Here is a 24796-nt window from a genome sequence, read left to right as displayed (position 1 = left end):
AAGGGGAAGGGACGACTAGCGGTCGGTGCTCCGGTTCACCCGGAGTAGTCGTCTCCCAGCACGTGTACGAGGTTACCGGGCTACGCAACCAGATATTTCCGGAGCGTCTCCGCGGTCGCGGTGATCTGCGCGGTCTCGACGTGCTCGTCGGAGCGGTGCGCGAGGTTCGGATCACCGGGGCCGTAGTTGACGGCCGGGATGCCGAGCGCTGCGAAGCGCGCCACATCGGTCCATCCGTACTTCGCGCGGACGTGGCCCCCGGCAGCGGCCACCAGCGCCGCGGCGGCGGGCTTCGTCAGCCCCGGCAGTGCGCCTGCGGCGGAGTCGGTCACCTCGAGTTCGACGTCGAGCCCGGCGAGGACCTCGCGGACGTGGGCGATAGCGTCGTCGACGCTTCGATCGGGGGCGAACCGGAAGTTGACGGTGACCGACGCGGCGTCCGGAATGACGTTGCCCGCGATACCACCGTCGATGCGCACCGCGGAGAGCCCCTCGCGGTAGACGCAGCCGTCGATGTCGACGTTGCGCGGCTGGTACGCCGACAGCCGGGCCAGCACGGCGCCGAGTTTGTGAATCGCGTTGTCGCCCAGCCAGGATCGCGCGGAATGCGCTCTGGTGCCCGCCGCCCGTGCCACGACGCGGATGGTGCCCTGGCAGCCGGCTTCGATGTACCCGCCGGACGGTTCGCCGAGGATCGCGACGTCCGCGCGCAGCCAGTCGGGCAGCTCGCGCTCGATGTGGCCCAGCCCGTTGGCGGAGGATTCGATCTCCTCGCAGTCGTACATCACCAGCGTGATGTCGTGCGCGGGATCGGCGACGGTGGCGGCCAGATGCAGGAAGACGGCGTCGCCCGACTTCATGTCGGAGGTGCCGCAGCCGTGCAGCACGCCGCCCTCGAGTCGGCTCGGCACGTTGTCCGCGGCGGGCACGGTGTCGGTGTGCCCGGCGAGCAGCACCCGCGACGGCCTGCCCAGATCGGTGCGGGCGAGCACCGAGTCGCGAAACCGGACGACCTCGAAATGCGGGGCCTGCGCGCGCAGCGCGGCCTCGATCTCGTCGGCGATGCGCTGCTCGTGCCGTGACTCGCTGGGGATGTCGACCAGGGCGGCGGTCAGAGCGATGGGATCAGAGCGCAGGTCCAACGATGAGCCGCTTGCGCGAAGAGCAGACGATGAAGCCACGCGCCTGACGTTAGTCTTGGCGGCGTGACTAGCGCATCAGGCGTCGGCGTGGCGACCATCGCGGCCGACGGAACGATTCTCGACACGTGGTTCCCCGAGCCCGAACTCTCCAGCGACGGCGAGTCCGGCACGGTCAAGCTCTCGACCGCGGAGGTGGGGGCCGAACTCGCCGAACTCGAGGCCCGCGACGAGGCCCGCGACGTCGACGTCGTCCTGGTGCGCACCACGATCGCCTCGCTGGACGACAAGCCGCTCGACGCGTACGACGCCTACCTGCGGCTGCACCTGCTGTCGCATCGCCTCGTCCAGCCGCACGGTGCCAACCTCGACGGCATCTTCGGGCATCTGGCCAACGTGGTGTGGACCAGCCGCGGTCCGTGCGCGATCGACGATTTCGAACTGACCCGCGCCCGGCTGCGTCGGCAGGGCCCGGTCGCGGTGTACGGCGTCGACAAGTTCCCGCGCATGGTCGACTACGTGCTGCCGAAGGGCGTCCGGATCGCCGACGCCGACCGGGTTCGGCTCGGGGCGCACCTGGCCGAGGGCACCACGGTGATGCACGAGGGCTTCGTGAACTTCAACGCGGGCACGCTGGGCACGTCGATGGTCGAGGGCCGCATCTCCGCGGGCGTCGTCGTCGGCGACGGCTCCGATGTCGGTGGGGGCGCGTCGATCATGGGCACGCTGTCCGGCGGCGGCAAGGAGATCATCAAAGTCGGCAGGCGCTGCCTGCTCGGCGCGAACTCCGGCCTGGGTATCTCGCTCGGCGACGACTGCGTGATCGAGGCGGGCCTGTACGTCACCGGCGGGACGAAGGTCACCACCGCCGACGGCGAGACGATCAGGGCCGTCGAGCTGTCCGGCGCGAGCAATCTGCTATTCCGGCGGAACTCGCTGTCGGGTGCCGTCGAGGTGGTCAAGCGCGACGGCACGGGCATCACCCTCAACGAGGCCTTGCACGCGAACTGACCGGCAAATGGCAGTGAGCGACATAAGCCAGCAAACCGGTTAGCTCCGACAAGTTCCAAACGTGCCGATCCTCGTTGCAGTCCTCACGGCTGCGGTGCGACCGCACGACGCAAAGACCAGCACAAGGGTTGCCATCGGCGTCATGCGGTGTACGCAGCGTACTTTGCCGAATGAACAGCCGCGCAACGCTGGCAACACTCGCCGACTGATCATCGCGTCACCGACAGCCGCCACCTCGACTACTTGCGAAGTAAAACTTTCTGAATTTGCTAGCGAACTGTTTTGACGACCACGTAAGTTCCGCTCGACACCCGGTCGGAGAGGCACGAAGCCATGGACGCTCGAGCAGGAACCCACGCACCCCGCAGTGGCGGCGCCGCCCGCTACATCGGCCGCATCGGCGCACTCGCGGTCGCACTCGGCGTGGGCGCCGCGGTGGCTGCCGGCCAGGGCGCGGGGGTGGCGCGTGCGGACGACGGCTCGGACTCGTCCGCCTCGGGAGCCTCCTCGGAGTCGTCGTCGGCCGACTCGCCCACCGCGGCCTCCGACCCCGACCCCACGGCGACGGCGACGGGAACGTCGGACTCCGCGCCGACCGGCGGCACGTCATCCGCTCCGAGCGTTCCCGAGATGAACGTCAGCAGCAGCGGTGGTGCCCACACGTCCGGCTCGGGATCGACCACCGCCGAACCCGAACCCGCACCCGCACCCGCGCCCGAATCTCAGCTGGAGCCCGAACCCGAGAGCGCCGAACCGCCGGCGCGACGGAACGATTCACCCCCGACCCCTCAGCAGACGGCGACGCCGCGCCCCGCCACCGCCGACGCGCCCGTCGCCACCGTGCCCGATACCGAGCCGGCGCAGCCTCACTCGTTGGAACCCGTTGCCCAACAGATTGATTCGACCACCCCGATGTTCGCCGAGCCCGTCGAGGCAGCCGACGTCGCGGCGCCGGAACCCGCGCCCCCGTCGGTGGTCGCGACGATGCTCGCCGCCGCGGTCGCCCCGTTCGTTCTGCCGGGACCCGGTGCACCTGCCGCGTCACCGCTGCTGTGGGCGGTGCTGGCGTGGACCCGGCGGGAATCCGATCAGACCTCCTCCAACACCCCACCCGTCGCGGACATCCAGAACGTGGTCATGGACGAGAACACCTCGCACTCGGGCACGTTGCCGCCCGCGACCGATGCCGACGGGGACCCGGTCACCTACACCCTCCAGTCGCCGCCCACGAACGGGACGGTCGTCGTCGATCCCGGCGGGGAGTACACCTACACGCCCGCCGCGGGCTACTTCGGTCGGGATTCGTTCGTGTTCAGCGTCACCGACCCATTGGGCGGCCGGGCGGACTACACCGTCTTCGTCACGGTGACCATGGTCAACAACGCACCGGTGGCCGCCGACGCGAGCGTCACCGTCAGCGAGAACGGTTCCCGCACAGGGTCGTTGCCGTCTGCGACCGATGCCGACGGCGAAGAGGTCACCTACTCGCTGGCCGCGGGGCCGTCGAGGGGGACCGTGACGGTCGATCCCGACGGCAGCTTCACCTACACCCCCGACCCCGGCGTCTCCGGGGCGGATGCATTCCGCTACGACGTGACGGACGGCTTCTCCACCTCCACCTACACCGTCACCGTCACGATCGAACCGATCAACCACGCGCCCGTCGCCGTCGATGCGATCGTCACGACCCACCACGGCGTACCCGTCTCGTTCGCCGGCGCCTTCAACGATCCCGATGGCGACCCGCTGACGTTCACGCTCGACCGAACGACGTCCAGCGGATCGTTCAGCGTGGCTCCGGACGGCACGGTGACGTTCACCCCGCGCTCCGGCTTCGTCGGGGAGGACACCGTCGGCTACACGGTCACCGATCCCTCCGGCCTGACCGCCAGCGCCACCATCACCGTGGTGGTCACGAACGGCCCCATCGTGACACGCGACGACGTCTACATCGGCGACGACTCCGTGTACTCCGGCAACGTGCTGGCCAACGACGTCGACTCGGACCGGGATCCGATCACCGTCGTCGACTACACGAAGCCGTCACGGGGCACGCTGGTGATGGCGACGGACGGAACGTTCAGCTACACACCCGAACCCGGTGTCTCCGGCACGTTCGAATTCACCTACACCGTCTCCGACGGCGCCTCCACCGGGACCGCTTCGGTGCGCTTGATCGTCGCGGCCATCGGCAAACCGCCCCTGTCGGCGCCGGACTCCGCGACCGTGGAGGCCGGTGAGACCGTCGTCATCGACGTGCTGGCCAACGACACCGATCCGAACGACGAAGGCCTGTACATCGTTTCGGTCGACGTCAGCCAAGGAGTCATCAACGTCACCGAGAGCGGCATCGAGTACACCGCCGATCCGGACTTCACCGGCATCGACACCTTCACCTACACCGTCTCCAACGGGTGGAGCGAGCGCACCGAAACCGTCACCGTCACGGTGCTCCCCTCGACAGCCCCCGTCACGGCCGACGACCGGGTCATCGTTCGCGCGGGCGAGAAGGTCGTCATCGACGCGCTCGGCAACGACCGGATCCCCAAGGGCGCCAGCGTCGTCGTCACATCGCAGCCCTACGACGGCACGGTCCGCTTCGACGAGAAGACGGGCACGTTCGTCTACACCCCGAACGAGGAGTCCAGGCGCGACGGGTTCGAGTACACCGTGACCGATACGCTCGGCCGCACCAGCAGCGCCTGGGTGACGATCACCGTCGACCAGGAACCGTACGCGAATGACGACTACGCCTCGACGCCCCGCGGCGACGCGGTCGACATCGACGTGTTGAAGAACGACTACGACTCCGAAGACGGTCCGCTGACGGTGCGCGTGGTGTCCCAACCCGAGTACGGCGGCGTGGCCACCGCTCAGAAGGACGGAACCATCCGCTTCACGCCCACCGAGGGCTTCGAGGGGTACGTGGAGTTCAGCTACTCCATCACCGACGGCGCCGGGAACACGGCCACCGCGACGGTGGCGGTGAGCGTGTACGACCCCACGCCCGTCGAACTGGACAAGAAGTACACCGTCGGCAGGAACAAGACGATCACGATGTCCGCAGCGCTCGGCCTGCTGTCGAACACCCAGTACGCGGAATTCGGGAAGGCGCGGCTCTACGTGAAGCCGCGGAACGGCACGGTGACGATCAACCTCGACGGGTCGTTCACCTACACGCCGAACCAGGGTTTCGTCGGCGAGGACAGTTTCCAATTCGCCCTCGACGGAGGACAATTCGGCGACAGCGCGACGGCCTTCATCTCCGTTACCCCCGACGGTCCCGGTACCGACGCCAGCTACGGCATCGCCGTAGCCGCTTCCTCCGCGATCGGCGCCTGCTGGGACACCTGGATGCCCTGGCAGCGCGGAGCGGGCAGTGCGAACCTCGGGTGCCTCTACCCGGAGGCCCGGCGCGAAGAGCTCTAGCAGCGGGTGATCCGCCCTCCGTTGCGCGCGGCTCGCTTCAGCACGGCGTGGTAGCAGCGACGCAGCGCGTCGCTTCGGCGCGGCATGTGCCGTGGCGGCACCTTGACCAGCGAGACGACGTCGTGGCCTGCGAAGCACTTGTCGAGGGTGGCGAACCGGTAGCCGTCGAAACGGCTCCGCAGCGCCTGGCGGTACATCTCGGCGTACCGGGTATGCGTGAAAAGCGCCTTGTTGAAGCCGATTCCGAATGGCACGAGGTCCGCGTCTTCCATGAACTTCAGGGTGCCCACGCACACGTCGGGCCACTGCGGGTTGAACACGTCGTCGGCAATGACCACGCCGCCGTCGCACAACGACCGTGCGGCCAGTCTCATGTCCGACTCGACGATCCGCGACGTGTGTCCGCCATCGACCGAGAACATGCGCGTACCGGCCATCTCGGGGACGACTCCCGGTTTCAGCGTGGTCGAGTCGCCCTGAACCACGGTGACCGGACTGTCGAGCCAGTGCGCGATGTGCCGGGAGAACTCGGCGAGATCCCCCTTGCCGGACTGATCCACGTTGAGTTCCTGTTGGTCGAACAGGTCGACGGCCACGACCCCTTCGCCGGGTCGTTGCAGCAAGGCCATGGCGATCAGCAGTTGACCGTGGTGAACGCCAATCTCCGTGACCGGACCCCTCAGCCCCATGTCGCGCTGACAGCGATCAAGCACCTGGAGGGTGGTGAACGTCGGCGTCTCGGTGTATCCGTGCACCCGGAGGCGGCCGACGTGCTTGTACATCGCATACGCGGGTCGCCGAGGCGCGAGGGTCAGCAGATCTCGATGTGCACGCCGGGCGTCAACGCTGTCCGCTACCACCATGCTTGATACCAGCCTTTCCGTTGTGGTTAACAACCTGGCTACCCGAATTCCAGCTACAGCAATCACGACTCTTCTTGCTAGCCATCCGCGCGCCGCAGCGTCGATGAGTGATATCAGGCTTTTCAACAGCACAAACGAGAGATGTCAAGGTTCGAACTTTGCAAACTCCCGCTCGTTCAGCAAATTAGTAAGTAGAACCTGTAGCAAACTGAAATATTGCTAGTGCAACCATCTTCCATCGACGCTGCGTCGTGCACGGCGATTCGCTGGGGTGGCCGCCGTGACGCCCGGCGAAAGCCATGACACGCCGTGGAACACGCTGATCCCTCGGATGACGCGGGAACGGCGGCACTCGCCACCCGTTTGCCCCTTCTGCAGCGCGCCGACCGGTGGCCGGCTCGGGGCGTTACCGACGGCGACGCCGTGGTGTCGGCAACGCCGCGAGAATCTCGCCTACGGAGGCGCATCAGGCGAAATGTGGTGCATGCAGGCTGATCGACGGTCGGGCACGGCGCGCTCCGGGCTAATGCCGTCGGCGACCTGCCCATGCAGTTGGCTGGTGAGTGTGGCGATTCGCCGGTCGAGGTCGTCCTTGAGTCACTCTTCCGTTCTGGCCGGGACCGAGACGGTGTGCCCGCCAGTGTGCCTGCGCCGGGGCCGAGGATGACGGTGATCAGTCGGCGGCGAGGATGCAGAACTCGTTGCCCTCGGGGTCGGCGAGCACGACCCACGTCTCGTCGCCCTGGCCGATGTCGACGTGCCGGGCGCCCAGCGCGAGCACCCGGTCGACCTCGGCGGCCTGATCGTCGGGCCGGAAGTCGAAGTGGATGCGGTTCTTGACGACCTTGTCGTCGGCCACGGGGATGAACAACCAGTTCGGGCCCGCTCCCGGCGGTGCGGACAGCAGCACATCGCCGTCCGCGGTGTCCTCGGCGGCCCAGCCGAGCACCGCCGACCACCAGGCGGCGAGGGCGTGGATGTCGTGGGCGTCGATGCAGATCTCGTCGAACACCAGAGTCACGTCATCAGCTCCTTCTTGACCACCTTGCCCATGGCGTTGCGCGGGAGGGCGTCCACGATGCGCACCTCGCGCGGCCGCTTGTGCGCCGAGAGTTGGTCGGCTACGAAGTCGATCAGCACCTGCGGTTCGGCGTCGCCGACGACGAAGGCGACGATGCGCTGTCCCAGGTCGTCGTCGGGAACGCCCACAACGGCGACCTCGGCTACGCCCTGATGCCCCAGCAGCACGGTCTCGATCTCCCCCGCGCCGACGCGGTAGCCGCCCGACTTGATCAGGTCGACGGACTCCCTGCCGACGATGCGGTGCATGCCGCCGGCGTCGATCACCGATACGTCGCCGGTGCGGTAGAAGCCGTCCGGCGTCATCGCGTCGGCGGTCGCGTCGGGCCGGTTGAGATAGCCGTCGAACATCGTCGGCGTTCGAACCTCAAGGCGGCCAATGGTTTCCCCGTCGTGCGGCACCTCGCCGCCGTCCTCGCCGACGAGTCGCGTGGACACCCCGTCGAGTGGCAGCCCGACCCAGCCGGGGCGTCGCTCGCCGTCGAAGCGTGTGCTCACCGTGATCAACGACTCGGTGGCGCCGTACCGTTCGACCGGCGCGTGCCCGGTCAGCCGCACCAGGCCGTCGAACACCGGCACCGGCAGCGCGGCACTGCCGGACACCAGCAGTCGCGCCGATGACAGGGCACGCGCGGCGTCCGGTTCGCCGACCACCCGCGTCCAGACGGTGGGCACCCCGAAGTAGAGCGACCCCGCCGCTTCCGCGTACGCGGCCGGGGACGGGCGGCCGGTGTGAACGAATCGGTTGCCGATTCGCAGCGAGCCGAGCAGGCCCAGCACCAGCCCGTGCACGTGGAACAGCGGAAGTCCATGCACCAGTGTGTCTTCCGCGGTCCACTGCCACGCCGCGGCGAGGGCGTCGATGTCGGCGGCGACCGCGCGCCTACTCAGTACCACGCCCTTCGGCAGGCCGGTGGTGCCCGAGGTGTACATCACCATCGCCGTCGCATCGGGTGGCGGTTCGCCGTAGCGGTGCCAGGATCGTGCGTGTATGCGCACCGGCACGTGCGGCAACCCGTCCAGGTCGTCGTCGGCGGGCCGCTCCCCCAGCCAGCCCTGCGCGCCCGAGTCGGTCAGCATGTGCCTGCGTTCCGCGGCGCCGACGTCGGCGGGCACCGGCACGAACGGCACCCCGGCGATCAGGCAGCCCGCGACGGCGAGCACCGTCGTCGCGGAGGGCTTGGCCAGGATCGCCACCAGGCTGGCGCCGCCGATCCGCTCGGCGACGGACGTGGCGGCACCGACGAGGTCACTTCGGCTCAGAGAGGTCCCGTCGATGCGGACGGCGTCGGACAGGTCGGCGCCGGCGGCGACCGCAGCGGGGTTGAGCGAGGCCAGCAGCACGGTCGCGACGTTACCGCGCCGGGAGATACTGGTCGCCGTGCATCCCATCGAACGCGTCGCGTCGCGCGAGGTCTACCGGAATCCGTGGATGATCGTGCGCGAGGACGACGTGCGCCGTCCGGACGGCAGTTCCGGCATCTACGGCGTCGTCGACAAGCCGGCGTACGCGCTGATCGTGGCGCGCGACGGCGATCGCTATCAGCTGGTCGAGCAGTTCCGCTATCCGATCGGGTTGCGGCGCTGGGAGTTTCCGCAGGGCACCGCACCCGGATCGCTCGGCGGCGACGAACCCGCGGCCGACGAGTTGGCGGCCCGCGAACTGCGCGAGGAGACGGGCCTGCGTGCCGAGTCGATGGTGGTCCTCGGGCAGCTCGACGTCGCACCGGGGATGAGCAGCCAGCGCGGCTGGGTGTGGCTGGCGACCGGCCTCACCCAGGGCGAGCACGACCGCGAACACGAGGAGCAGGACATGCACAGCGACTGGTTCAGCGGGGCGCAGATCGAGGCGATGATCCGCAGTGGCGAGATCACCGACGCGCAGACCATCGCCGCGTGGACGCTCCTGCGGCTCGCCGACCGGTGAGACTTCCGATCGCGGTGGCGGTCGGGGTGCTGGCCGCGTGCGCGCCGCCGGCCACCGCCGAGCATCGGCTGCCACCCGATCGGGGCTCGTTCGACTATCAACTCGGCGGTGCTTACGACACGGCCGGGCTGGCCGTGGTGGCACGCGATACGTCGGACCGACCGCTGGCCGGCGCGTACAACGTGTGCTACGTCAACGGTTTTCAGACCCAGCCGGGTGAGAGCGACGACTGGCTGACCCGCCACGGCAGCGCGCTGCTGCGCGACGCCGCCGGCCAACCGGTGGTCGACCCCGACTGGGCGGACGAGTACGTCCTCGACCCGTCGACCGAGGCGCAGCGCGCGACGATCGTCGAGGTGGTGGGTCCGGTGCTCGAGGAGTGCGCGCGCAACGGCTTCGACGCCGTCGAGATCGACAACCTCGACACGTTCGCGCGGTTCCCGCGCATCGACCGGGCGGGCGCGTTCGACCTCGCCGGACGCTACGTCGCGCTGGCCCACGGCCACGGCCTGGCCGCCGCGCAGAAGAACGCTGCCGAGTTCACCGAACAGGGCCGCGGCCTCGGATTCGACTTCGCCGTCGCCGAGGAGTGCGCCGCGTTCGACGAGTGCGCGTCGTACTCGCGCGCCTACGGCAGGCACGTGTTGCAGATCGAGTACACCGACAACCTGCCCGCGCCGTTCGACAGCGTCTGCGCGGACGACGGCCGCGCGCCGCTCACGATCCTGCGCGACCGCGACCTGGCACCTGCGGGAGCAGTCGGCCACGTCTACGCACAGTGCCCGTAACCGCGCGGTCACGCCTGTGAGAAGCCTGCGAAACGGATCGCCCGAAGGATTGGGCGATGACGACCCGCGCGGTAGACGACATCCCACCGCTGAAACGCCTGATCCCGCTGTCGATCCAGCACGTCCTCGCGATGTACGCGGGTGCGGTGGCGGTTCCGCTGATCGTCGGCGGCGCCATGGTCGGCGCCGGTCGGTTGCAGCAGTCCGACATCGTGCACCTGATCATGGCCGACCTGTTCGTCGCGGGCATCGCCACGATCATCCAGGCCGTCGGATTCTGGCGGTTCGGGGTCCGGCTGCCGTTGATGCAGGGCGTCACGTTCGCAGCGGTCGGCCCGATGATCACGATCGGGTCCAACCACGGCGTCAACGCGATCTACGGCGCGGTGATCGCGTGCGGGCTGTTCATGATCCTGCTGGCCCCGGTGTTCGGCAGGCTCATCCGCTTCTTCCCGCCACTCGTCACGGGCACGATCATCCTGATCATCGGCGTCTCGCTGATGCGCGTGGCGGCCGGTTGGTTCGGCGGCGGGACCGGCCCGAACTTCGGTGATCCCAAGGCCATCGGGATGGGCTTCTTCACGCTCATCGTGATCATCGCCATCGAGCGGTTCGCTCCCGAGGGCATGCGGCGGGTGTCGATCCTGCTCGGCCTCGTCGTCGGCACGCTGGTCGCCGTCCCGCTGGGGATGACCGACTGGAGCCACATGGGCGAGTACAGCTGGTTCGGGTTCGTCACGCCGTTCCAGTTCGGACTGCCGTCGTTCCAAGTCAGCTCGATCATCGCCCTGCTCATCGTGGCGATCGTCATCATGACCGAGACGACGGGTGACATCGTGGCCGTCGGCGAGATCGTCGACGAGAAGATCACGCCGGGCAAACTGGCCGACGGCTTGCGGGCCGACGGGCTGGGCACGGTCATCGGCGGCGTGTTCAACACGTTCCCGTACACCGCGTTCGCACAGAACGTCGGACTGGTCGCCATCACGGGCGTCAAGACCCGCCACGTCGCCACGGGTGCGGGCGTCATCCTCGTTCTCCTCGGCCTGCTGCCCAAGATGGCGGCCGTCGTCGAGGGAATCCCGTTGGCGGTGTTGGGCGGAGCAGGCGTGGCGTTGTTCGGGATGGTGGCGGCCAGCGGCGTGCGCACGCTGGCGAAGGTGACGTTCGACAACACCAACATCCTGGTGGTGGCGATCTCGATCGGTGTCGCGATGCTGACCGAGGCCAAGCTGTACTACACCGATCGGACGCTCGGCCCCGATCCCCAAGCACCCGTCAACGTCGCCCTCGATCTGTACGCGAAGTTCCCCGACTGGTTCCAGACCATCTTCCACTCCGGCATCTCGGCGGGGGCGATCACGGCGATCGCGCTGAACCTGCTGCTGAACTCCGGACGCGCGGTGCCAGAGCCGGGTTCGGATCTGGCGGCCTATGACGCCCCGCGCGGCGCGCTGCCCGATCCGCTTGATGCGCTGCGCGCGGCGGATCCGTCCACCCCGCCCGAGCGGCTGCGCGCACTCGCCGAGGAACGCCCGGAACTGCGCACCATCATCGTGACCAACCCGTCGACGGACCGCGAAACGTGCGCATGGATTCGCGACCAGGGCGACGAACAGGTCACCGCGGTGTGCGATAAGTGGGACGAGGTCACCGAGGGCAGGTTCTCGGCCAGAGGCGGCTGAGCCGCGATGAGTACAGCGCTCCGTCGCGGTCGGTACCTGTGACGAAAGGAGCGCATCATGAGCGCCGAATCCGATATCCGCACGCTGATCACCCGCTGGGTCGACGGCATCAGGGGTTGCGACCTCGACGCCGTCACCGCCGCACACGCCGACGACATCGTGATGTTCGACGTCCCGCCGCCGTATGAGGGCATTCGCGGGGCACAGGCGTACCGCGACTGCTGGCCGCCGTTCTTCGACTTCATCCGCAGCGGTGCGACATTCGAACTCCTCGAACTCGACGTCGAGGCCGGTGACGACGTCGCGTTCGCCTTCGGGCTGCTGAAATGCGGTGGTGAGAAGGAGTTCGCCGAGAATCCCGACAACCGGCTGCGGCTCACGATGGGCCTGCGCAAGGTCGACGGGAAGTGGCTGATCCGCCACGAGCACCACTCGTTCCCGGACACGGACTAGGAGCACGCCATGCCGAACGCAACGAGGAATCTGGACGGGTACAACTCCCCGCCCATCGAGTGGGACGCCGTCGAGCAACAGCTCAAGACCAACGTCCCGCAGGCGCCGGGGACCGGCGGCCCCAGCCGACACACCGCCTGGCTCACCACCATCGGTGCGAGCGGCGTCCCGCACGTCCGGCCGCTCGGCGTCGTGTCGGTCGACGGGGTGTGGTACTTCAACTCCAGCGCCGAGACGCGGAAGTCGCGCAACCTCGCACACGACGGGCGGTGCGTGCTCTGCCTCGCGACCGATCCGTTCGACCTGGTCCTCGAGGGCACCGCCACACGCGTGACCGGTGGGCCCGAACTGGACGCCGTGGCAACCGCATTGGCCGACGACTGGCCGTGCGAGGTCGACGGCGACGCCCTCACCGCGGAATTCAGCGCGCCGTCCGGCGGCAAGCCGCCCTACTACGTGTTCCGAATGGATCCGACGACGGTGTACGCGTTCGGCACCAGGGAGCCGTACGGGGCGACGCGCTACGACCTCTAGTCCACCAGCGCCCGGACGAAGAACGCCAGGTTCGCGGGACGCTCCGCCAGCCGTCGCACGAAGTAGCCGTACCACTCGGAGCCGAACGGCACGTATACCCGGACGTGGCCGAGTTCGGCCAGCCGGCGCTGCTCGGCGTCGCGGATGCCGTACAGCATCTGGTACTCGAAATCCTCTATGCCACGACCGAACTCGTGCACCAACGCGGGCACCGCGTCGATGATCTCCGGATCGTGGGACGCCACCATCGGATAGCCGCTGCCGGCCATGAGGACGCGCAGGCAGCGCAGGTACGACTCGGTGACCTCCGCGCGCTCGCGGAACGCCACTGACGCCGGTTCGTCATAGGCTCCCTTACACAACCGGATTCGAGCGCCGGACGCCGCGAACTCCCTGCAATCCCCCTCGGTGCGCTTGAGATAGGCCTGCAGCACCGTGCCCAGCCACGGGAAGTCGGAACGCAGGTCGCGCACGATCGACAGCGTCGAGTCGGTGGTCGTGTGGTCCTCGGCGTCAACGGTGACCCAGGCGCCGACGTCGCGAGCCCGCGTGCAGATGGTGTGCGCGTTCTCCATCGCGATCTTCTCGCCGTCGCGCGGCAGCGCCTGGCCCAGCGCCGACAGTTTCAGCGACACCTCGAGCTGACGCGGCCCGCCCGCGGGCTCGTCACGCTGCGCCAGCCCGTCCAGAAGATCGAGGTAGGACTGCACGGTGGCGGCGGCGGTGTCCTGGTCGGTCGTGTCCTCACCCAGGTAATCGATCGTGACGAAGCGACGCGAATCCCGCAGTACCGCAACCGAACCCAGAGCGTCTTCCACGGTCTCGCCGGGGACGAACCGGTTCACGACGTCGCGCGTGACAGGCAGGCGCTCGGCCGTGCGGCGCAGTCGTTTCGAGCGGCTCGCCGCCAGAATCGCGGGCCGGGCCACTCGAGAGAACACCGTCATCGTCAGACCTCCATGTGCGGGTAGGTGTGCACGGTCGGCGGGACGAACGTCTCCTTGATGGAGCGCGCCGAGGTCCACCGCAGCAGGTTCAGCGCCGAGCCCGCCTTGTCGTTGGTGCCGGATGCCCGCGACCCGCCGAAGGGCTGCTGGCCGACCACCGCACCGGTGGGTTTGTCGTTGACGTAGAAGTTGCCCGCCGCGTGCCGTAGCCGGCGTTCGGCGTCCAGCACCGCGGCGCGGTCGTCGGCGATCACCGCACCGGTCAGCGCGTACGTCGAGCCGCCGTCGACGACGCCGAGCACGTCGTCCCACGCGTCGTCGTCGTAGACGTGGACGGCCAGGATCGGCCCGAAGTACTCGTCCCGGAACGCCTCGTCGGTCGGGTCGTCGGACAGAAACACGGTCGGGCGGACGAAATAGCCCTCGCTGTCGTCGCATTCACCGCCGACGGCGATCGTGACGCCGGGCGCGCTCTTGGCTCGCTCCACGGCGCGGGCGCTCTTGGCGTACGCGCGGTCGTCGATGACCGCGCCGCCGTAGTTCGACAGATCGGCCACGTCGCCGTACGTCAGCGCCTCGGTGGCCGCCAGGAAGTCGTCACCCATCTTCGCCCACACCGATCTCGCGACGAACGCCCGCGACGCCGCCGAGCACTTCTGCCCCTGGTAGTCGAAGGCACCGCGAATCAGCGCCGTACGCAACACATCCGGACGTGCTGAGGGATGCGCGACGACGAAGTCCTTGCCGCCGGTCTCCCCCACCAGGCGCGGATACGTGTGGTACCGAACGATGTTGGTGCCGACCTCGCGCCACAGATGCTGGAACGTCGCGGTGGAACCGGTGAAGTGGATGCCGGCCAGCCGCGGGTCGGCCAGGACGACGTCGGACACCGCGTAGCCGTCACCCGCGACGAGGTTGATGACCCCGGCGGGAAGGCCGGCGGCTTCGAGCAGCTGCATGGTCAAATACGCCGAGAACGTCTGCGTGACTGACGGTTTCCACACCACGGTGTTGCCCATCAGCGCGGCCGCGGTAGGCAGGTTGCCCGCGATGGCGGTGAAGTTGAACGGCGTGATCGCGTAGACGAACCCCTCGAGCGGTCGGTAGTCGGTGCGGTTCCACACGCCAGGGCCGCTGACCGGCTGCTGCGCCAGGATCTGGCGGGCGAACGCCACGTTGTAGCGCCAGAAGTCGACGAGCTCGCAGGGCGAGTCGATCTCGGCCTGGTAGGCGGTCTTGGACTGGCCGAGCATGGTGGCGGCGGCGATCTTCTCGCGCCAGGGTCCGGCGAGCAGGTCGGCGGCGCGCAGGAACACCGCGGCGCGCTCGTCGAAGGGGGTGGCCTCCCACTCCGCTTTGGCGGCGATCGCGGCGTCGACCGCGGCGGTCGCATCGGCGTGGGTGGCGTTGGTCAGCGTGCCGAGCACGGATCGGTGGCGGTGCGGCTGCACGACGTCGATGCGGTCACCGCCACCCATCGTGTGCGTTCCGCCGATCACGTGCGGGAGGTCGATCGGCGCCGCGGCGAGCTCGCCGAGGGCGGCGGTCAGGCGGGCCCGCTCGGGGCTGCCCGGCGCGTAGTCGTGGATGGGCTCGTTGGCCGGCAGCGGAACCGAGGTGATGGCGTCCATGCCCTTAGGTTCCCGCGCACCACCCCGTTGAACCGTTGGCGAATCGGCCAAAGTTCACGATCCCGTTAGTAGACTTCCACATCATGATCACCGCGGGTGTCAGCCTGGGTCAACTGCTGCTCGCGCTGGACGCGACGATGGTGCGCTTGGTCGAGGCGCCGCGTGGGCTGGACCTGCCGGTCGGGTCGGCGGCGCTGATCGATCCCGACGACGTGCGCCTCGGCCTGGCGGCCGCCTCGGTGTCCGCCGACGTGTTCCTGCTCCTGGGCGTCGGCGATGACGACGTGCTGTCCTGGCTGGTGCGCCAGGCGCCGCGCACCCCCGCGGCGATCTTCGTCAAGGAACCGTCCGCCGCGGTCATCGCTCGCGCGATCGGCGCGGGCACGGCGGTGGTGGCGGTCGAACCGCGCGCCCGGTGGGAGCGGTTGTACCGGCTCATCGACCACGTCTTCGAGCACCACGGCGACCGTGCCGACCCGCTGCAGGACTCCGGGACCGACCTGTTCGGGCTGGCGCAGTCGATCGCCGAACGCACGCACGGCATGGTCAGCATCGAGGACGGTCAGTCGCACGTGCTCGCGTACTCGGCGTCCAACGACGAGGCCGACGAGCTGCGCCGGCTCTCGATCCTCGGCCGGGCGGGGCCTCCCGAGCACCTCGCCTGGATCGGCCGCGAGGGCATCTTCGACGCGTTGCGCGCGAGCCAGGACGTGGTGCGCGTCGACGCGCGCCCCGAACTGGGGCTGCGCCCCCGGCGCGCGGTCGGGATCCACCTCGCCGACCGCGGCCGGGGACCCGTGTTCGCCGGCACCATCTGGGTGCAGGAGGGCTCCCGTCCGCCCGCCGATGACGCCGACGAGGTGTTGCGCGGAGCGTCGGTGCTGGCCGCGCGGATCCTGGCCCGGCTCGCCGCGGCACCCTCGACACACGCGGTTCGGGTGCAGGAGCTACTCGGCCTGCGCGACGCCGACGTCGATATCGCCGCCACCGCCCGCGAACTCGGCCTCGCCACCGACGGCAGGGTCGCCGTGATCGGGTTCGTCAGCGCCGGCGATGTGCCGGCTCGGCTCCTCGACGTCCTGGCGCTGAGCGCCAGCGCTTTTCGACACGACGCCCAAGTCACCGCCGAAGGCGCACGGGTGTACGTGCTGCTGCCGCACAGCGGTAAGGCGTCGGCTGCGATGTCGTGGATCCGAGGCACCATCGCGACGCTGCAACGCGAGCTGGGCCTCGAGTTGCGCGCGGTGATCGCGACTCCCACAACGGGTCTCGACGGTGTGGCAGCTGCCCGCGCCGAGGTGGACCGGGTGCTGGACAGCGCGGAGCGGCATCCGGGGGCGCTGGGCGTGGTCACCTCGCTGGCGGAGGCCCGCACCACGGTGCTGCTGGACGAGATCGTCACGCTGGTCGCCGCCGACGAGCGGCTGATCGACCCTCGGGTGCGCGAGTTGCGCGCGTCCGATCCGGCGCTCGCGGACACCCTGCGCGCCTACCTCGACTGCTTCGGCGACGTCGGCGCGGCCGCCCAGTGGCTGCACGTGCATCCGAACACCGTGCGCTACCGGGTGCGGCGGATCGAGGAACTGCTCAGCACCTCGTTGGCCGATCCCGATGTCCGACTGCTGCTGTCGCTGGGTCTGCGGGCAACGGGATAGCCCACTGATCCAGTTGTTTGCCTGCGGCGAACGGGGGTACGGGCCCACCATGGTGTGTCGCGAGATATGACGACTTCGTGACTCCACCGACGGCCCGCACCATGACCGTTCAGAGACCGTTCACGCCTGAGAAAGCGCCAGTACGAGAGGAAATCGACGACGGTTCGGGGGGTGACGCTCGCGCGCGCATCGCACACGTGTCGACTAAGGTTCGATGCGTATGCGATGCATCTCCAGCAGGCCTCGCTGCCGTGTTCGCGAAAGGTGTCGGGTGAATCGAGAACGTCACACTGTGGTGGAGCCAGCGCCGCACCGGCTCGACGACGCGTGGCGCACCGGCCTCAGATCGGCCGTTCAGCGCGAGGTGGATGCGTTTCTCGAGGAGCAGTGCCTCCGGCGCCTGGCCGATGCGGGTGTCGGGCAGACCGCAACGGTGCTGCGGAACTACCTGACCGGTGGCAAGTGCGTCCGTTCGACCTTCATGTATCTCGGCTGGCTCGCCGGGGCGGCTGACGACGACGCCGCTCTCCGTGCCGCGGCCAGCCTCGAACTGCTACACGCCTTCGCCCTGATCCAGGACGACGTCATGGACGAGTCGGCGCTTCGGCGCGGACGGCCCGCCGCCCACGTCACCTTCGCGGGTTGGCATCGCGGTCGTTCCCTTCCAGGCTCCGCGATCCGGTTCGGCGAGTCGGCCGCCGTGCTGCTGGCGGACCTCTGCCTGGTGTGGTCCGAGCAGATGCTTCGCGACAGCGGCCTCCCCGCCGACGATCTGGCGCGATGCTGGTGGCGATACGACGACATGCGGGTGGAGTTGGCCGTCGGCCAGTTCGCCGATCTGGTCAACGACGCGGCCGCGTTGCCGACCTTGGACGCGGTGATGGCCGTCCTGCGGCGGAAGTCGGGTAACTACACCGTGCGCCGTCCGCTCGAGTTGGGCGCGGCGCTGGCGCGCTGCGACGACGAGGTCATCGCGGGACTCGGCGCCTACGGCGAGTTGATCGGCGAGTGCTTCCAACTCCGCGACGACCTCCTGGACGTCACTGGATCACCGTCGCTGACCGGCAAACCCGCCGGCGTCGACCTCGTAGCGAGAAAGGCGACCTCCGTGGTGGTCATGGCCCACCGGCTGGCAACACCCGAAGCGCAGCGCGAGCTCATCGAGCTGACACGTCTACCGGAACTGAGCCCGTGCGATATCGAGCGGTTGCGAACGCTCATCCTGCAGTCTGGAGCAGTGGACGGGGTCGAGCGGATGATCGACGAGAGAGTCTCGCGCGCGCTGTCGCATCTCGACGCGCTCGAGGTGAGCGGCGCCGCGGCCGGCGCGCTCGCGGACATGGCGATCAGCTGCAGCGAGCGGGCGGCGTGATGAAGCTTCGGCGCGGAATCGACGAGCACGTGGTGGTGGTCGGAGCGGGGCTGGCGGGCCTGTCGGCGGCGCTGCACCTCGCCGGTCGCGGCGTCCGGGTCACCGTCATCGAGCGCGGCGAACACCCCGGCGGACGGATGGGGCGCGCCGACATCAACGGGTACCGGCTCGACACCGGGCCCACGGTGCTGACGATGCCCGAACTCATCGACGAGGCGCTCGCCGCCGTCGGCGACTCGGTGGCGCAGCGGCTGACCCTGATCCCCGGCGCACCGGCCTATCGCGCGTCCTTCGCCGACGGACGCCACATCGACGTCTTCAGCGACGCGGACGCGATGGCCCGCGAGGTGGAACGGTTCGCCGGCCCCGGCGAGGCGGCGGGGTACCGACGCCTGCGCGAATGGCTGACCAAGCTGTACGAGCTCGAGTTCGACGGGTTCATCGGATCGAACTTCGACTCACCGCTGTCGCTGGTGACTCCGGGACTCGCCCGGCTGGTCGCCATGGGCGCATTCCGCCGGTGGGACAACGTGGTTCGCAAGTTCATCGCCGATGAGCAGCTGCGCCGCGTGTTCACCTTCCAGGCGCTGTACGCGGGGGTGCCGCCTCAGCGGGCCCTCGCCGTCTACGCCGTGATCGCGTTCATGGACACCATCTCCGGGGTGTACTTCCCGGTCGGCGGGATGCGCGCGGTTCCCGACGCGATGGCGGCGGCCGCCGAGAACGCGGGCGTCCAGTTCGTCTACGGCGCAACGGTCACCGCCCTGGATCGCCAGGGCTCGTCGGTCACCGCGGTCCGCACCTCCGCGGGCGAGCGCATCGCCGCGGACGCCGTGGTGCTCACCACCGAGCTACCGGACACCTACCGGTTGCTCGGCCGCACGCCGCGCCGCCTGATCCCGGTGCGCGCGGCACCGTCGGCCGTGGTGGCCCACATCGGATGCCGAGCCGTCCCCGACAGCGCGCACCACACCATCGTCTTCGGCGAGGCGTGGGAGCAGACGTTCCGCGAGATAATCGACGACGGGCGCACGATGTCCGATCCGTCCCTGTTGGTCACCCGTCCCACCGCCAGTGACCCCAGCCTCGCCCCACCGGGTCGCGACCTGCTCTACGTCCTGGCCCCCGCGCCGAACACCGACGTCGGCGTGATCGACTGGGCCACTGCGGGAACGGGTTACGTCGAGGGCATGCTGGCCGCGGTCACCGCCAGGCTGCCCGAGGTCGGCCTGGATCCGGAGATCCTGCACGTGGTCGACCCGTCCGACTGGGCTCGCCAGGGCATGGCGGCGGGAACGCCCTTCGCGCTGGCCCACACGTTCAGCCAGACGGGGCCCTTCCGCCCGGCCAACACCGTGCGCGGCATCGACAACGCCGTGCTCGCCGGGTCGTCGACGGTCCCCGGTGTCGGGGTGCCGACCGCGATCATCTCCGGTCGGCTTGCCGCGGAGCGAATCATCGGAACCCGCGTGCACGGCGGCGAAGCGAAGGCGGTGCGGCCATGATCAGCAAGGAACTCGACGCGGCGGGGGTGCGGAATCCCGAACTGCGCGAAGCGTATCGGCAGTGCAGGGTCATCAACGCGCAGTACGGGCGGACCTTCTTCCTGGCCACCCGCCTGCTCGCGCCCGACCAGCGCCCGGCCGTCCACGCGCTGTACGGGTTCGCCCGGCGAGCCGACGACATCCTCGACGACGTCGACAGCGGGCTCAGCCTCGCCGAACGCGAAGCGCGACTCGACGCACTCGCCGCCGAACTCTTCGCCGCGCTGACATCGGGCGACACGGACCACGCCGACCCCACGTTGGCGGCGGTGACGCACAGTGCGCGCACGTACGACATCGCCTGGGACCTGTTCGCGGACTTCATCGAATCGATGCGGATGGACCTGACCATCACGGACTATCCCGACCGGGCCGCGCTCGAACGCTACATGTACGGCTCGGCCGAGGTCATCGGACTGCAACTGCTGCCGGTGCTGGGCACCGTCGGTCCCAGATCGGACGCCGCGCCGTACGCCGCCGGCCTCGGGAAGGCCTTCCAGCTCACCAACTTCCTGCGCGACGTCGACGAGGACCTGGAGCGCGGTCGGGTTTACCTGCCCGCCGACGAGCTCGCCGTGCACGGTGTCGACCGCGACGTGCTCACCTGGTGTCACGAACACCGCAGCACCGACATCAAGGTGCGTCGCGCACTGACCGAACAGATCGCCGTCACCCGGCGCACCTACGACTACGCCCGCCAGGGCGTCCCGCTGCTCAGTCCCCGATCACGCGCCTGCGTCGCAACGGCACTGACCCTGTACTCCGAAATCCTGGACCGCATCGAGGAACTCGACTACGCCGTGTTCGACAAACGTGCCAGCGTCGGCAACCGGCGCCGACTGAAGGTCGCCGCAATCGGGCTGAGCAGGGCGTGGTGGGCGCGGCGGCGCAAGGACAGCTGACAGGAGTTCCGTCGATGAGCAATGACCGCGCGACGTCCACACCGGACGTTCTCACCGGGTTCGACGCCAACGGTCCGTATTACGACGGTCTGGTGGGCGCGAATCCCGGTTATCACGCCCATCTGCGGTTGTCGGCCACCCGAATGGGACTGCCGCAACCGGGAACCGGACTGCGCCTGCTGGACGCCGGCTGCGGCACCGGTGCCTCGACCGCGGCCCTGCTGTCCTGCGCCCCAGAGGCCGAGATCGTCGGTGTCGACGGGTCGGACGGGATGCTGGTGCAGGCACGCGCGAAGCGCTGGCCGCCGTCGGTGCGCTTCGTGCACAGCCCCATCGAGCAGGTTTCGCAGACCGACGCCGGTCGCGACTTCGACGGGATCTTCGCCGCATACCTGATCCGCAACGTCCCGGATCGGGACGCCACGCTGCAGGAGTTCCGCAGGCTGCTCCGACCGGGCGGCGTGCTGGTGATCCACGAGTACTCCGTGGCCGATTCACGGTTGGCCAGGCTGATGTGGAACGTCGTCGCGTCGACGGTCATCATCCCGATGGCGCGGCTGCGCACCGGGGACGCCGCACTGTACCGCTACCTGCGCACCAGCGTGAACGACTTCGACGGTGCCTCACGCTTTCGAGACCGGTTGCGCAACAGCGGTTTCGAGGACGTCGAGAGCCATACGGTCACCGGCTGGCAGCGCAACGTCGTGCACACCTTCATCGGGCGCGCGCCACGATGAGCGACAACCGCCGCGTCACCCATCCGGCAGCGCCCGGCCTCGCGCACGCCGACGCCCTGGCGCGCCGACCGCGCGTCGTGGTGGTCGGCGCGGGTATCGCGGGCCTCACCGCCGCCACCGGACTCGCCGAGCGCGGTGTCGACGTGGACGTCATCGAGCGCGAGGTCCACCTCGGCGGTCGGGTCGGCGGCTGGACGGACACCGCGGGCGGCGCCGACGTCGCCATGAACCGGGGTTTCCACGCCTTCTTCCGGCAGTACTACAACCTGCGCAGCCTGCTTCGCCGGGTCGACCCGGACCTGTCGATGCTGACGCCCGTCGACGACTACCCGCTGGTCGACGCCGAGGGGCGCACCGACACGTTCCGCAACCTCCCCAAGACGCCGCCGCTCAACGCGCTGGCCTTCGCGTTGCGCAGCCCCACGTTCCGGCTGCGCGACCTGCTTCGACTCGATGCGCGGAAGGCGGCTCCGCTGATCGCGGTATCGGTTCCCGAGATCTACCGGCAGCTCGATCACGTCGACGCCGAGAGCTTCCTCACCGATATCAACTTCCCCTACGCGGCAAGGCATCTCGCCTTCGACGTCTTCTCGCGCAGCTTCTTCTCCCGGCCGCGGGACCTCTCGGCGGCCGAGTTGGCCGCGATGTTCCACATCTACTTCCTCGGCTCCAGCGAGGGCCTGCTCTTCGACGTCGCGAACGCGAACTTCGATGTGGCGCTGTGGAATCCGCTGCGCGCAACGCTCGAAGAGCGCGGGGTGAAGTTCCACACGGGGGTCGCGCTGCGCACCGTCCCCGGCGAGGACGGCGGGTTCGCGGTCGGCGTCGACACCGGCGCGGAGTTCACCGGCGACGGCGTGGTGCTGGCGACCGACGTCACGGGATTGCGCGCCATCGTCGACGCGTCACCGTCGCTCGGCACCGAGAACTGGCGCTCCGCGGTCGCGAACCTGGGTGGCGCGGCGCCGTTCGTCGTCCACCGGCTGTGGCTCGACCGGCCGGTCGACGACTCGCGACCGGCGTTCCTCGCCACCGGCGGCCTGCCGCCGCTGGACAACGTCAGCGTGCTCAACCGGTACGAGCGGGAGGCCCGCGAGTGGGCTGCCCACACCGGTGGGGCGGTCGTCGAACTGCACGCGTACGCCGCGACCAACGACCCCGACGAGGTCAAGGCCGCCCTGCTCGGCCGACTGCACGAGCTGTTCCCGGAGACCGCCGCGGCCCGGATCGTCGACGAACGGGTCCTGGTACGCGCCGACTGCCCTCGCTTCGCGCCCGGCGACTTCGCCGGTCGACCTACGGTCGCCACACCGCACCCCGGCCTGGTGCTCGCCGGTGACGGCATCCGCGTCGACCTCCCGGTGGCGCTGATGGAGCGCGCCGCCACCACGGGCTGGCTGGCGGCCAACGCTCTACTCGCACGCTTCGGCCTGGCCGGGCACGAGCTGCACACCGTGCCCACCAGCGGCCGCTACCGCCCGCTGCACCGATTGGCCGAAAGGCAGTTTCCGTCGTGAGCACCCTGACCGAGTTGAGTACCCGAGTCCTGAACGCGTCTCCGTTCCGCGTCCTGCCCGCCCGGCCCTGGAGCGAGCAGCGGGCGACGCACCGCGACGCCGATCCGGCGATCATCGATGCGGCACTGGAACGTTCGGCCCAGCGCCCCAGCGGCAACTGGTATGTGATCGGCGCGAGCAGCGAGCTGACCGACACGCCGCGGAGCGCATCCGTCGGCGGGCACGAGCTGGTCTCGTGGCGCGACGGGGACGGTCGCCCGCACGTCGCCCCGGCGGCGTGCCCGCATCTCGGTGCCGACCTGTGCACGGGTCGCGTCGACCGCGGCGCGCTAATCTGCCCGTGGCACGGCCTGCGACTGACCGGTCACCCGCGCGCCGACTGGACACCGTTTCCGTGCCACGACGACGGCGTGCTGCTCTGGGTTCGCCACGACGCCGTCGGCGGTGAGGCGCCCACCCCCGCGCCGGTGCTTCCCACCCGGCCGACGGGCCATCGGATCGCCGCGGTGACCCGCCTGGACGGAACCTGCGAACCACGGGACGTGATCGCCAACCGCATGGATCCCTGGCACGGATCCTGGTTCCATCCCTACTCGTTCGCCCAGCTGGAGGTGCTCGAAGCGCCGCCCGCCGAGGGCACGGTCAGCGCCGCCGAGGATCGGTTCCTCGTCGCGGTCACCTTCCACATCGGCAGGCTCGGCGTTCCGGTCGTCGCCGAGTTCACCAGCCCGGAACCGCGCACGATCACCATGCGGATCGTCGAGGGCGAAGGCGAGGGCAGCGTGGTCGAGACGCACGCCACACCGCTCGGTGCCGACGCGCAGGGCAGGCCGCGCACGGCCGTGATCGAGGCCGTCGTCGCACATTCCGCGCGACCGGGATTCGCGCACGCGCTACGGGCCCGACCGGTGATCGCCGTGTTCATGCGGCATGCGGCACACCGGTTGTGGCGCGACGACCTGGTATACGCCGAGCGGCTCTACGCGCTGCGGTCGCGCTCCCGCTGACCGTCGATCGGCACACCGGCGTCCTCGAGCAGCGGGATCTGGGCCGTGGCCCACGGACTGATCGCCCACGACAGGTCGGCAGCGGCCCGCAGTTCGTCCCACGGCACCCACCGGTGCTCCATGACCTCGGCCGGGCTCGCGGCCGGCTCCGTTTCGGTCCAGGCACAGAACACCGGACACACCTCGTTCTCGACGGTGCCGTCCGCTGCCACCGCGCGATAACGGAAGTCGGGCAGCACACACCTCACGTCGTGAAGGGTGACGCCGAGTTCCTCATCGGCCCGTCGCACGACGGCCTCCGCCACGTCCTCCCCCGGCGCCGGATGTCCGCAGAACGAATTGGTCCACACCCCCGGCCAGGTCCGCTTCCCCAGCGCGCGACGAGTCACCAGTACGTTGCCCGCGCGATCGAAGACGTAGCACGAGAAAGCAAGGTGGAGAGGAGTATTCGGGCCGTGGACCGATGCCTTCGACGCGGTGCCCACGACCCGGCCGTCATCGTCGAGCAGGACCACTTCCTCTTCGACCGAGGGTGCGGACGTGGTCGTCGACGACATGGGGCTCCTTCCGGCGCG

21 protein-coding genes are annotated in these 24796 nt (G+C 69.4%); 14 read left to right on the top strand and 7 right to left on the bottom strand.

Annotation, left to right across the window (positions count from 1 at the left end; translation table 11 throughout):
- Positions 1 to 80: 80 nt before the first annotated feature.
- On the bottom strand, positions 81 to 1181 hold the full coding sequence (gene dapE, locus NM203_RS01490) for a succinyl-diaminopimelate desuccinylase (protein WP_255057818.1): 1101 nt from the start codon (positions 1179 to 1181) through the stop codon (positions 81 to 83).
- Positions 1182 to 1205: 24 nt separating this feature from the next.
- Here dapE and dapD point away from each other — a divergent pair, with 24 nt between their 5' ends.
- The gene (gene dapD / locus NM203_RS01485) at positions 1206 to 2150 is read left to right on the top strand and encodes a 2,3,4,5-tetrahydropyridine-2,6-dicarboxylate N-succinyltransferase (RefSeq protein WP_255057817.1); all 945 of its coding nucleotides are present in this window, start codon (positions 1206 to 1208) and stop codon (positions 2148 to 2150) included.
- A 333-nt stretch (positions 2151 to 2483) separates the two neighbouring features.
- Positions 2484 to 5579: an Ig-like domain-containing protein gene (locus tag NM203_RS01480; RefSeq protein ID WP_255057816.1), complete on the top strand. Its 3096-nt coding sequence runs from the start codon at positions 2484 to 2486 to the stop codon at positions 5577 to 5579.
- Here NM203_RS01480 and NM203_RS01475 read toward each other — a convergent pair.
- From NM203_RS01475 to NM203_RS01465, 3 genes are all read right to left on the bottom strand, one after another.
- Positions 5576 to 6442 carry a class I SAM-dependent methyltransferase gene (locus NM203_RS01475; RefSeq protein WP_255057815.1) on the bottom strand — a complete coding sequence of 289 codons (867 nt, stop codon included), beginning with the start codon at positions 6440 to 6442 and terminating at the stop codon, positions 5576 to 5578. The two genes, NM203_RS01480 and NM203_RS01475, sit on opposite strands and share 4 nt — an antisense overlap.
- Before the next feature lie 673 nt (positions 6443 to 7115).
- Positions 7116 to 7463, bottom strand: coding sequence for a VOC family protein (locus tag NM203_RS01470; protein WP_255057814.1), 348 nt, complete (start codon positions 7461 to 7463; stop codon positions 7116 to 7118).
- Positions 7460 to 8866, bottom strand: coding sequence for an acyl-CoA synthetase (locus NM203_RS01465; protein ID WP_255057813.1), 1407 nt, complete (start codon positions 8864 to 8866; stop codon positions 7460 to 7462). The genes NM203_RS01470 and NM203_RS01465 overlap by 4 nt, the downstream gene beginning before the upstream one ends.
- A gap of 37 nt (positions 8867 to 8903) precedes the next feature.
- Between NM203_RS01465 and NM203_RS01460 the strand changes: the two genes are divergently transcribed.
- From NM203_RS01460 to NM203_RS01440, 5 genes are read left to right on the top strand one after another with little or no spacing between them, the layout of a single operon-like run.
- Positions 8904 to 9449, top strand: coding sequence for an NUDIX domain-containing protein (locus NM203_RS01460; RefSeq protein WP_255057812.1), 546 nt, complete (start codon positions 8904 to 8906; stop codon positions 9447 to 9449).
- Positions 9419 to 10237 (top strand): endo alpha-1,4 polygalactosaminidase, encoded by an 819-nt coding sequence (locus NM203_RS01455; protein WP_255057811.1) that lies wholly within the window; start codon positions 9419 to 9421, stop codon positions 10235 to 10237. Before NM203_RS01460 ends, NM203_RS01455 begins: the two co-directional genes overlap by 31 nt.
- A 56-nt stretch (positions 10238 to 10293) precedes the next feature.
- Entirely contained in the window at positions 10294 to 11922 is a 1629-nt protein-coding gene (locus tag NM203_RS01450; RefSeq protein ID WP_255057810.1) for a nucleobase:cation symporter-2 family protein, read from the top strand.
- A gap of 57 nt (positions 11923 to 11979) precedes the next feature.
- Positions 11980 to 12375, top strand: coding sequence for a YybH family protein (locus tag NM203_RS01445; protein ID WP_255057809.1), 396 nt, complete (start codon positions 11980 to 11982; stop codon positions 12373 to 12375).
- 9 nt (positions 12376 to 12384) lie between these two features.
- A complete protein-coding gene (locus NM203_RS01440; protein WP_255057808.1) occupies positions 12385 to 12909 on the top strand; it encodes a pyridoxamine 5'-phosphate oxidase family protein in 525 nt (174 codons plus the stop codon).
- Here NM203_RS01440 and NM203_RS01435 read toward each other — a convergent pair.
- Complete coding sequence (locus NM203_RS01435; RefSeq protein WP_255057807.1) at positions 12906 to 13856, bottom strand: proline dehydrogenase family protein; 951 nt, start codon at positions 13854 to 13856, stop codon at positions 12906 to 12908. The genes NM203_RS01440 and NM203_RS01435 overlap by 4 nt on opposite strands.
- 2 nt (positions 13857 to 13858) lie before the next feature.
- On the bottom strand, positions 13859 to 15487 hold the full coding sequence (gene pruA / locus NM203_RS01430) for an L-glutamate gamma-semialdehyde dehydrogenase (RefSeq protein WP_255057806.1): 1629 nt from the start codon (positions 15485 to 15487) through the stop codon (positions 13859 to 13861).
- Between the two features lie 83 nt (positions 15488 to 15570).
- Between pruA and NM203_RS01425 the strand changes: the two genes are divergently transcribed.
- The 7 genes from NM203_RS01425 to NM203_RS01395 all read left to right on the top strand — a co-directional run bounded on the left by NM203_RS01425 (position 15571) and on the right by NM203_RS01395 (position 24221).
- Positions 15571 to 17142, top strand: coding sequence for a PucR family transcriptional regulator (locus NM203_RS01425; protein WP_255057805.1), 1572 nt, complete (start codon positions 15571 to 15573; stop codon positions 17140 to 17142).
- Between the two features lie 292 nt (positions 17143 to 17434).
- Positions 17435 to 18514, top strand: a complete 1080-nt coding sequence (locus NM203_RS01420; protein ID WP_255057804.1) for a polyprenyl synthetase family protein — start codon at positions 17435 to 17437, stop codon at positions 18512 to 18514.
- Positions 18514 to 20019, top strand: a complete 1506-nt coding sequence (gene crtI / locus NM203_RS01415) for a phytoene desaturase family protein (RefSeq protein ID WP_255057803.1) — start codon at positions 18514 to 18516, stop codon at positions 20017 to 20019. The genes NM203_RS01420 and crtI overlap by 1 nt, the downstream gene beginning before the upstream one ends.
- Positions 20016 to 20960, top strand: coding sequence for a phytoene/squalene synthase family protein (locus NM203_RS01410; protein WP_255057802.1), 945 nt, complete (start codon positions 20016 to 20018; stop codon positions 20958 to 20960). The genes crtI and NM203_RS01410 overlap by 4 nt, the downstream gene beginning before the upstream one ends.
- A 14-nt stretch (positions 20961 to 20974) precedes the next feature.
- Positions 20975 to 21697 carry a class I SAM-dependent methyltransferase gene (locus NM203_RS01405; RefSeq protein ID WP_255057801.1) on the top strand — a complete coding sequence of 241 codons (723 nt, stop codon included), beginning with the start codon at positions 20975 to 20977 and terminating at the stop codon, positions 21695 to 21697.
- The gene (locus NM203_RS01400) at positions 21694 to 23214 is read left to right on the top strand and encodes a hydroxysqualene dehydroxylase (RefSeq protein ID WP_255057800.1); all 1521 of its coding nucleotides are present in this window, start codon (positions 21694 to 21696) and stop codon (positions 23212 to 23214) included. Before NM203_RS01405 ends, NM203_RS01400 begins: the two co-directional genes overlap by 4 nt.
- Positions 23211 to 24221, top strand: coding sequence for a DUF5914 domain-containing protein (locus tag NM203_RS01395; protein WP_255057799.1), 1011 nt, complete (start codon positions 23211 to 23213; stop codon positions 24219 to 24221). Before NM203_RS01400 ends, NM203_RS01395 begins: the two co-directional genes overlap by 4 nt.
- Here NM203_RS01395 and idi read toward each other — a convergent pair.
- The gene (gene idi / locus NM203_RS01390) at positions 24194 to 24778 is read right to left on the bottom strand and encodes an isopentenyl-diphosphate Delta-isomerase (RefSeq protein ID WP_255057798.1); all 585 of its coding nucleotides are present in this window, start codon (positions 24776 to 24778) and stop codon (positions 24194 to 24196) included. The genes NM203_RS01395 and idi overlap by 28 nt on opposite strands.
- Between the last annotated feature and the right edge of the window lie 18 nt (positions 24779 to 24796).

The sequence above is a fragment of the Mycolicibacterium arenosum genome, assembly GCF_024320865.1.
In the GTDB taxonomy this organism is placed as follows: Bacteria; Actinomycetota; Actinomycetes; order Mycobacteriales; family Mycobacteriaceae; genus Mycobacterium; species Mycobacterium arenosum.
Note: the sequence above shows the minus strand (reverse complement) of the source record. Positions and strands in the feature narration are given on the sequence as shown.